Genomic DNA, 8,141 nt, shown 5'->3' on the forward strand with positions numbered 1-8,141 from the left:
AAGCAATAGAAATATGAAATCTTTTATTTTATGTCTTCCCAAAATTTAACAATATGCTTTTTCTCATCAGCTGTTTTGAATAATATGATGATCCCATATTTCCCTCTATCACTTATTCTTAAATCACAACCATAATGCTTCATCATATCATTCCACTTTACCCATAATTCTTGAGATGTTTTATCAGGTGCAATTGCTTTTAATTTCACAACTGCATCTTTTATTTCCTTCTTACTCTTGGAATCGCTAATCTTGAGAGAAAGATGATGCGACGCTTTCATATCCATTTCCATCTTGCTTATATCCATCTTCATCTTTTGCATCATCTGATGATGCTCCATCATAGTCATCAAATTGTATTCAACTGTATATCCATCGACTTCGATTTTTTTCATTGCAGGCATATTTATTTTCATATCCTTCTTCATATCCATCTTCATCGGCTTTTCAGCAAAAGACACCCCCGCAAACAGCGCAAATAATACCAAGGCTAAAAATATTCTTTTCATAATCAATTCTCCTTTTTTTAATCTTGAACAAAATCTATTTTCTTTTCTGCTCTTTTAATTTTCCATCCTTTCACTATTTCATATATTACAGGAATTACTATGAGGGTAAGAATAGTAGATGAAATCATACCGCCTACCATTGGTGCCGCAATGCGCTTCATAACCTGCGAACCTGCTCCATGACCCCATAAAATAGGCAGAAGTCCTGCCATAATGGCAGTTACTGTCATCATTTTGGGGCGTACTCTATCTACAGCGCCTATTATGATTGCATCGTAAAGGTCTTTCATTCCCATTTTTCCCTTCTCTTCCAGAATTTCTTTATAGGCATGGTCAAGGTAGATAATCATCACGACTCCGGTTTCTGCTGCAACTCCTGCAAGTGCAATGAAGCCTACACCTACGGCAACAGACATATTGTAGTTAAGAAAATACATCAGCCATATGCCTCCTGTTATTGCGAAAGGAAGTGAAAGCATAACGATGATAGCTTCAGTAACATTACCGAAATTTAGATAAAGAAGGAGAAAAATTATCGCAAGGGTTACAGGAATGACGATTTTCAACCTTTCTTTTGCCCTCTGCATATATTCATATTGTCCGCTCCATACGATATGGTAACCTGCAGGAAATTTTATATTTTCTGCAACCGCCTTCTGCGCTCTTTGGACATATGTCCCCACATCTATATCTTTAATATCGATATAAATCCAAGCATTAAGACGGGCATTTTCACTCTTGATGCTTGGAGGACCCTTCTTGATGCTGATATCTGCAACTTGTGTTATTGGAATTTGCTCTCCGCGCGGCGTAGGAATAAGAACTCTTTTCAATGATTCAATATCGCTTCGCAATTCTCGTCCATACCGTAGATTGACAGGATATCTTTCTAATCCTTCAACAGTTGTTGTAACATTCATTCCGCCAATAGCTGACAATATTATATCCTGCACATCACCGACAGTGAGTCCATATCTTGCCGCTTCTCTCCTTTTTATTTCAAAGTCAAAATAATTTCCTCCTACAACCCTTTCCGAATATACACTCAAAGTCCCTGGTACATTTCTTATTACAGCTTCGATTTCTTCTCCTATCTTTTGCAATGTATTAAGGTCATTGCCTACAACTTTGATTCCAACAGGTGTTTTTATTCCTGTACTCAACATATCAACCCTTGTCTTGATTGGCATTGTCCACGCATTGGTCACCCCCGGAAATTTTATAGCTTTGTCCATCTCATCGATCAGTTTTTCAGGAGTCATTCCGGGACGCCACTCCGATTCCGGTTTTAGCATTATAGTCGTTTCAATCATACTAAGAGGCGCAGGGTCAGTAGCGGTTTCTGCTCTTCCGATTTTTCCGAATACATGATGCACCTCAGGAAAGCTTTTGATTATCTTGTCTGTCTGCTGAAGTATCTCACGCGCTTTTGTTATCGAAATTCCCGGCAGTGTCGTCGGCATATAGAGGAGGTCGCCTTCATATAAAGGAGGCATAAATTCAGACCCAATTTTTTTTAGCGGGAAGAATGTTACAATGAGAATTAAAATTGCCAGAAATATAGTAGTCTTCTTGAAGCGAAGAACAACTTTAATAACAGGTTTATAAATCCAAATCAGGAATCGGTTAAGAGGATTTTTAGCTTCCGGCATTATTTTCCCTCTTATGAGAAATCCCATCAGTACAGGCACAATCGTTATAGCCAATAAAGCAGCAGCCGCCATAGAGTAAGTTTTTGTAAAAGCGAGGGGCTTGAATAGTCTCCCCTCTTGTGCCTGAAGGGTGAAAACAGGAAGAAATGAAAGTGTTATGATAAGGAGTGAATAAAAGAGTGCAGGCCCCACTTCCTTAGATGAATCAGATATAATTTGCCAATGGTCTTTTTTGCCTTTGTCTCGTTCAATATGCTTATGGGCATTTTCAATCATAACTATGGCTGCATCTACCATTGCACCAATTGCTATTGCGATACCTCCAAGAGACATAATATTTGCATTTATTCCTTGATAATACATTACTATGAATGCAATCAATATTCCCACGGGAAGAGTGAAAATAGCTACGAAAGCACTTCTTAGGTGAAGTAGAAAGACTATACATACAAGAGCAACTATCAAACTTTCCTCTATGAGTTTTTCCTTTAAGAAATCAATTGCGCGTCTAATAAGGGCAGACCTATCATAAGCAACTTTAATTTCAACGCCAGGGGGCAACCCTACTTTTATCTCATCGATTTTCTTTTTAACCCTGTCAATGACGGCAAGAGCATTTTCTCCATATCTCATTACGACTATTCCACCTACAACCTCCCCTATTCCGTTTTTCTCAGCAATGCCGCGCCTCAATTCCGGACCCAAATTCACTTCAGCTATATCCTTTATAAGTATAGGAGTCCCCCATTTATCTACGCCAACAGCGATATTTTCAATGTCTTCGACAGATTTGATATAACCAAGTCCCCTGACCATAAATTCTGTTTCTGCCATTTCGATAACTCTTCCGCCTACATCATTGTTGCTTCTTTGAATAGCTTTTTTAACTTTGCTGAGAGGAATGTTGTAGGCAAGTAGTTTGTTGGGATCTACAGTAACCTGATACTGCTTTACAAATCCACCGATGCTTGCAACTTCTGAAACTCCCGGCACACTTGCAAGTTCATATCTTATATACCAATCCTGTATGCTCCTAAGTTCGCTCAAGTCATAGCCTTCACCTTCTACAGTATATTCAAAAGCCCAACCAACTCCTGTTGCATCGGGGCCTAGAGTAGGAGTTACACCTTCTGGGAGTTTTGATGAAACGAAACTGAGATATTCGAGAACTCTGCTTCTTGCCCAATACATATCAGTGCCGTCTTCAAAAATGATGTAAACAAAGGAATAGCCGAAGAATGAATACCCTCTGACAACTTTTGCAAATGGCACAGACAACATAGTCGTTGTCAAAGGATATGTAACTTGGTCTTCAACAACTTGCGGGGCTTGTCCGGGATATTCAGTATAGATTATTACCTGCACATCACTCAAATCAGGTATGGCATCGAGTGGAGTATTGAGCATTGCATAAATGCCCCAACCGATAAAAAATAGAGTTGCAAGAATGATCAAGAGTTTATTTCTAATCGATGCTTCTATTATCTTTTCTAACATTTTTTGCCTCTCAAATTTATTAGCAGTTTATTCCATATTCATTTCATTCATATCCATATCTTCATCATCCATTGTCATATCTGACATATCCATATCACTGTGCTCTATATCCATTCTATTGTCCTTCTTGGTTTCAAGCATCTTTTGAATTGCCTCCTGAAGATTGCTTTCTGAATCAATAAGAAAGTGAGATGATGTAACAATCTCTTCGCCTTCCTTCACTCCTTCCGCAATTTCGATGTATCCATCAGCTGCTTCGACACCTAATGTGACTTCTCTCGGCTCGAATAATCCATTTCCCTTATTGAGTACTACTATATTTCTCTTTCCTGACCTGATAACTGCGTATGAGGGCACTACTACCCCTTCCCTGCCAAGGTCAGATTCTATTACAACATCTGCGTACATACCGGGCTTCAATTCCCATTGCGGATTTGGAAACTCAAGACGCACCTTTACTGTCCTCGTCTTCTCTTCCAGATAGGGATAGATATAGGTTACTCTTCCAGTAAATTTCTTTCCCGGAAGATAACTTAAAGTCATAGTTGCCTTTTGTCCTTTTTTAATGAATGGAAGTTCGTACTCGTAAATGTCTGCATAAACCCACACAGTTGAAATATCTGCAAGGCGGTAGAGACTCATCCCGTTTTTAACATACATCCCCTCCAGCGCCATTTTATCTATTACAATGCCCCGGGAAAGGGCGTTAATGACCATTCGCTTTTGAACTTGTCCGGTCTGCTCAAGTTCTTTTATCTGCGCATCGCTGATATCCCATAATTCGAGCCGTTTCCTAGTCGAAGCAAGCAACGATTCAGCACCTTTAGCTATTTCCGAAAAAGGGTTGTTTTGAAGGTTTTTTTTGTATTTTAAAGCAAGAAGATATTCTTCTTGGGTAGATACCAATTCAGGACTGTATATCTCGATTAAAGGTTGTCCCTTTTTTACTTCTTGGCCTGTAAAATCAACATAGAGTTTTTCAATCCAGCCTTCAATCTTTGTTGTGACATCAGTAATTTTTCTTTCATCATAGTCAACTCTGCCTATTGTGCGTATTTCCTTTCTGAGTCTAATTTTCTTTGCTCTTTCCGTTTTCACACCTATGTTTTGAACAGTCACAGGGTCGATTTTGATTCCAGCAGCTTCAGGCTCTTCTCCTTCATAAACAGGTATTAAATCCATCCCCATAGGTGATTTTCCGGGCTTATCGGAAATGTATGTTGGGTCCATAGGGGCGCGCCAATATAGAATCTTTCTTTTGCCCTTCCCCTCGTCTTCTTTCGCCTCAGTTGTTTTGACTGTCCCCTCTTTCTTATCTGATGTTGCAGTCTGTATATTGCTCTTGAAGAGCTTGTCTTTGTAGATAATTCCGACTGCAATCAAAGAAATGATGATTAGTGCAGTTATTATAATTCCAAAAATATTTCCTCTTTTTGACATTTTTAAACCTCTCTCTTTATTTTTTGCTGTTAAAACAATCTTTCACCCACTACTCTTTCGATCTTTGCAAGGGTTTTCTCATAGTCGCTTAGCACCTTGTAGTATTCATTCTCATACTTGAAAAGAGTGATCCAATTTTGAAGCATTGTTAGAAAATCTACCTTGTCAACTTGATATCCAGATATGGAGGAATCAAGTGATTGTTTAGCTTGTGGTAGAATTCCATCTTCATACAATTTTATAAGTTTTTCCCCCTTTTGCTCATCTGCCACTAAACTTTTTAACTGGTAATAGATTTCGTTTTTCAGAGACTCGAATCTTTCCTCAGCAAAGCTTTTCTGAGCTATTGTCTGCGCAACCTTTTTATCCTGCTTTGTCCTAAAATAGAGAGGAATGTTTATAGTAACAAATCCGGATACGAAATCAGGGCGGTCGATGGCTATCCCTTTTTTATTTCTTCCTCCTTCCCTTTGTCCATATGAAAGTCCTATGTTGAAGTCAGGATAATATTCCTTCTTTGCCAATTTGTATGAGGCTTCAGCGCTCTCTATTAGCGCCTTCAATGAGGCCAATTGCGGCCTTTTTTCAACTGCTCTTGACATCAATTCTTCAAGGGTATGGTTGAATTCTGTTTTTTTCACATCGATGGTTTTTCCCAGAGGAGCGCGCGGGTCTCTATATAAAAGAGTGTTTAAGCGGCTTTCTGCAGCTTTTCTCTTTTGCTTGAGCGTAATGAGATCCTCGATGATTTTTGAAAGCTCAACTTGTGCCAGCAAAACATCCTGTTGTAAGCCATTTCCTACTGAATATTTGACTTGGGCAATTTCTACTAACTGTTCTAATAATTTTTTATTCTTTTCAGTGATTTCAATAGAGCGGTCTATAAAGAAGATTTCATAATACGCTTCCTTTACAGCACTCATTATCTGAATTTTTTTGTCTTCATATTCAAGACCTGTTGCTTCTGCTTGATGCTCAGCTATTTCAGAGCGTAGTTTTAGTTTCCCCGGATATGGAAATTTTTGTGAAAGGGATATTGTTTTTTGTGTCATATCCCAGTCACCGAAGCGAAATGTGTCAACAGGGAGGGCAGAAATTCCAAGAGTTAATTTTGGGTCATCGAGACTTCCTGCTTGCGGGGGAATTTCCTTGAATGCATTCCAACGCTTTTCGAATGCCTTTATTTCGGGATTCTTTTCAAGCGCCTCTTCAATGAGGGCGTCAATTTGCAAAATTTCTGAACCTTTTGCTTCTTCAGCAGGTACAGTTAGCGGAATAATAAGGCAAAGGAATGAAAAAAGTAATATGAAAAAAATTATCCTTTTCATAATTTTAAAACCTCTCTTCTTTTTTAATTTTTCAATATAAGACATTTTGATTCTTCTTTGGTTCCACTTTTTTTGTGATTATCATTGCAAAAAATATGCCAATCCTTCTTGTATTACCTACATCAACTAACCTGTTGTATTTATTAGATTATTTTATTTGGTAAAAAAGAAATGCCCCTTTTGTGAAATTTTTAGTGTAGGAAATGAGACAGTATATGCATTATATCAATTAAAATTAGAAAAGAATGCTCTGTGAACAATTCTTGGGAAATCTTTTCTTTTTACTTTCTCCTTCTAAATAAAACGATTTTTCCAAAGATGACATTTAAACTTTCTTACAATAGTTTTTTACGGTATTATTCTCCTTGACGCGGCAGAGATTATCAATAATATTCCAAAGATAAAAATGAAAAATCATTTTAGTTAAAAAGGAAAAAAAGAAATGATTAAAATAGCAATTTTGGGAGCTTCGAGTCTTACATCGGAAGTCCTTATAAAGATACTTCTCAAGCATCCTCATACTGAAATCGTATTTCTTGAATCAGAGCATTTAAATGGCGTTAAAGTTTCAGATGTCCACCCTTCCCTTTTAGGATTAACTGATTTAAAGCTAAAAAAACTCGATGAAGAGGTGATAATAAAAAAATGTGATGTCGTCTTTATGGCAAAGGACAATGGCTATGCGCATAAGGCGGCAGGCAAATTTGTGAAAAATGGCATCAAGGTAATCGATTTGAGTGCGGACTTCAGGATAAAGAATGCAACAGTCCACAAAAAATGGTACGGCTTTGCCCACAAGGACAAAAGGCTTCTCAAAAAAGCGGTTTATGGATTACCTGAATTATACAGGGATAAAATCAAGAAAGCTTCAATTGTTGCAAATCCGGGCTGTTATCCCACAAGCATAATTCTCGCCTGCGCTCCTCTTCTGAAAGTAAATGTTGCAGACAGCGATGGAATATGTATTGCTTCATCATCTGGCGTATCAGGTGCAGGAAGGAATCCAAAACCGGGAATGAATCTATTTATGGACAGCTATAGAAATATTTTTCCCTATAAGGTGACAGAGCACAGGCATACTCCCGAAATCGAACAGGTGCTTTCTGATATAAAAGAATCAACTGTAAAAGTCACTTTTATACCTCATCTTGTGCCAATTGACAGGGGGATACTTTCAACTATTTTCATCGATATGAAGAATAAAATATCTCTAAAAGAATTATTGGAGATATACAAAGAGTTTTATATAAATGATGCCTTTGTCAGAGTTTGTCCTCCCGGAAAATTCCCTTCAACAAAGAATGTGGAAGGTACCAATTTTTGTGAAATCAGTGCCGCAATAGACAATCACACGGGGAAATTAATTGTAATCTCAGCAATCGACAATCTTTTCAAGGGCGCCTCCGGACAGGCAGTCCAGAATATGAATCTTATGTGCGGTCTTGAAGAGGAAACTGGACTGCTTTAAAAAAGGGGAAAAAGCAGACCCGACCCCTTTTCCCTCCCCTTTTTCTTCTAAAAGAACATCTCCGGTCCTTTTATAAATGCCAATATCCCATAAAATATAATTCCCACTCCAATAAGAATCATAATTATTTGAATTATTTTCTCGGCATTCTCTTTTTCAATAAACTTTACAAGAATTTCATAAAATGATTTTGCTATAATTTTAGATGTAAAAATATAGCCTAATCCAATAAAGATAAGTACTAATG

Annotated in this window: 6 protein-coding genes; 1 reads left to right on the top strand and 5 read right to left on the bottom strand. The window is 37.8% G+C overall.

The window, feature by feature from the left end; genetic code table 11:
• Positions 1 to 23: 23 nt before the first annotated feature.
• Genes D6734_05140 through D6734_05155 form a run of 4 tightly spaced genes read right to left on the bottom strand, consistent with a single transcriptional unit; the run spans position 24 to position 6,471 of the window.
• Positions 24 to 509: a hypothetical protein gene (locus D6734_05140; protein ID RMF95674.1), complete on the bottom strand. Its 486-nt coding sequence runs from the start codon at positions 507 to 509 to the stop codon at positions 24 to 26.
• A 17-nt stretch (positions 510 to 526) separates the two neighbouring features.
• Positions 527 to 3,658, bottom strand: coding sequence for an efflux RND transporter permease subunit (locus D6734_05145; GenBank protein RMF95675.1), 3,132 nt, complete (start codon positions 3,656 to 3,658; stop codon positions 527 to 529).
• Positions 3,659 to 3,685: 27 nt separating this feature from the next.
• Positions 3,686 to 5,098, bottom strand: a complete 1,413-nt coding sequence (locus tag D6734_05150) for an efflux RND transporter periplasmic adaptor subunit (GenBank protein ID RMF95676.1) — start codon at positions 5,096 to 5,098, stop codon at positions 3,686 to 3,688.
• A 29-nt stretch (positions 5,099 to 5,127) separates the two neighbouring features.
• A complete protein-coding gene (locus tag D6734_05155) occupies positions 5,128 to 6,471 on the bottom strand; it encodes a TolC family protein (GenBank protein RMF95677.1) in 1,344 nt (447 codons plus the stop codon).
• Positions 6,472 to 6,868: 397 nt separating this feature from the next.
• On the opposite strand from D6734_05155, the gene D6734_05160 reads away from it, so the two are divergent.
• The gene (locus D6734_05160; protein RMF95678.1) at positions 6,869 to 7,894 is read left to right on the top strand and encodes an N-acetyl-gamma-glutamyl-phosphate reductase; all 1,026 of its coding nucleotides are present in this window, start codon (positions 6,869 to 6,871) and stop codon (positions 7,892 to 7,894) included.
• A gap of 47 nt (positions 7,895 to 7,941) precedes the next feature.
• Here the strand turns inward: D6734_05160 and D6734_05165 are convergent.
• The coding region (locus D6734_05165; GenBank protein RMF95679.1) for a hypothetical protein at positions 7,942 to 8,141 on the bottom strand (200 nt) is incomplete at its 5' end.

The sequence above is a fragment of the Candidatus Schekmanbacteria bacterium genome (genome assembly GCA_003695725.1).
GTDB lineage: Bacteria > Schekmanbacteria > GWA2-38-11 > GWA2-38-11 > J061 > J061.

Bases quoted from the DNA above. Each gene is read 5' to 3' on its own strand.
- D6734_05150 (RMF95676.1), bottom strand. From the start codon at position 5,098: ATGTCAAAAAGAGGAAATATTTTTGGAATTATAATAACTGCACTAATC.
- D6734_05140 (RMF95674.1), bottom strand. From the start codon at position 509: ATGAAAAGAATATTTTTAGCCTTGGTATTATTTGCGCTGTTTGCGGGG.
- D6734_05160 (RMF95678.1), top strand. From the start codon at position 6,869: ATGATTAAAATAGCAATTTTGGGAGCTTCGAGTCTTACATCGGAAGTC.
- D6734_05155 (RMF95677.1), bottom strand. From the start codon at position 6,471: ATGTCTTATATTGAAAAATTAAAAAAGAAGAGAGGTTTTAAAATTATG.
- D6734_05145 (RMF95675.1), bottom strand. From the start codon at position 3,658: ATGTTAGAAAAGATAATAGAAGCATCGATTAGAAATAAACTCTTGATC.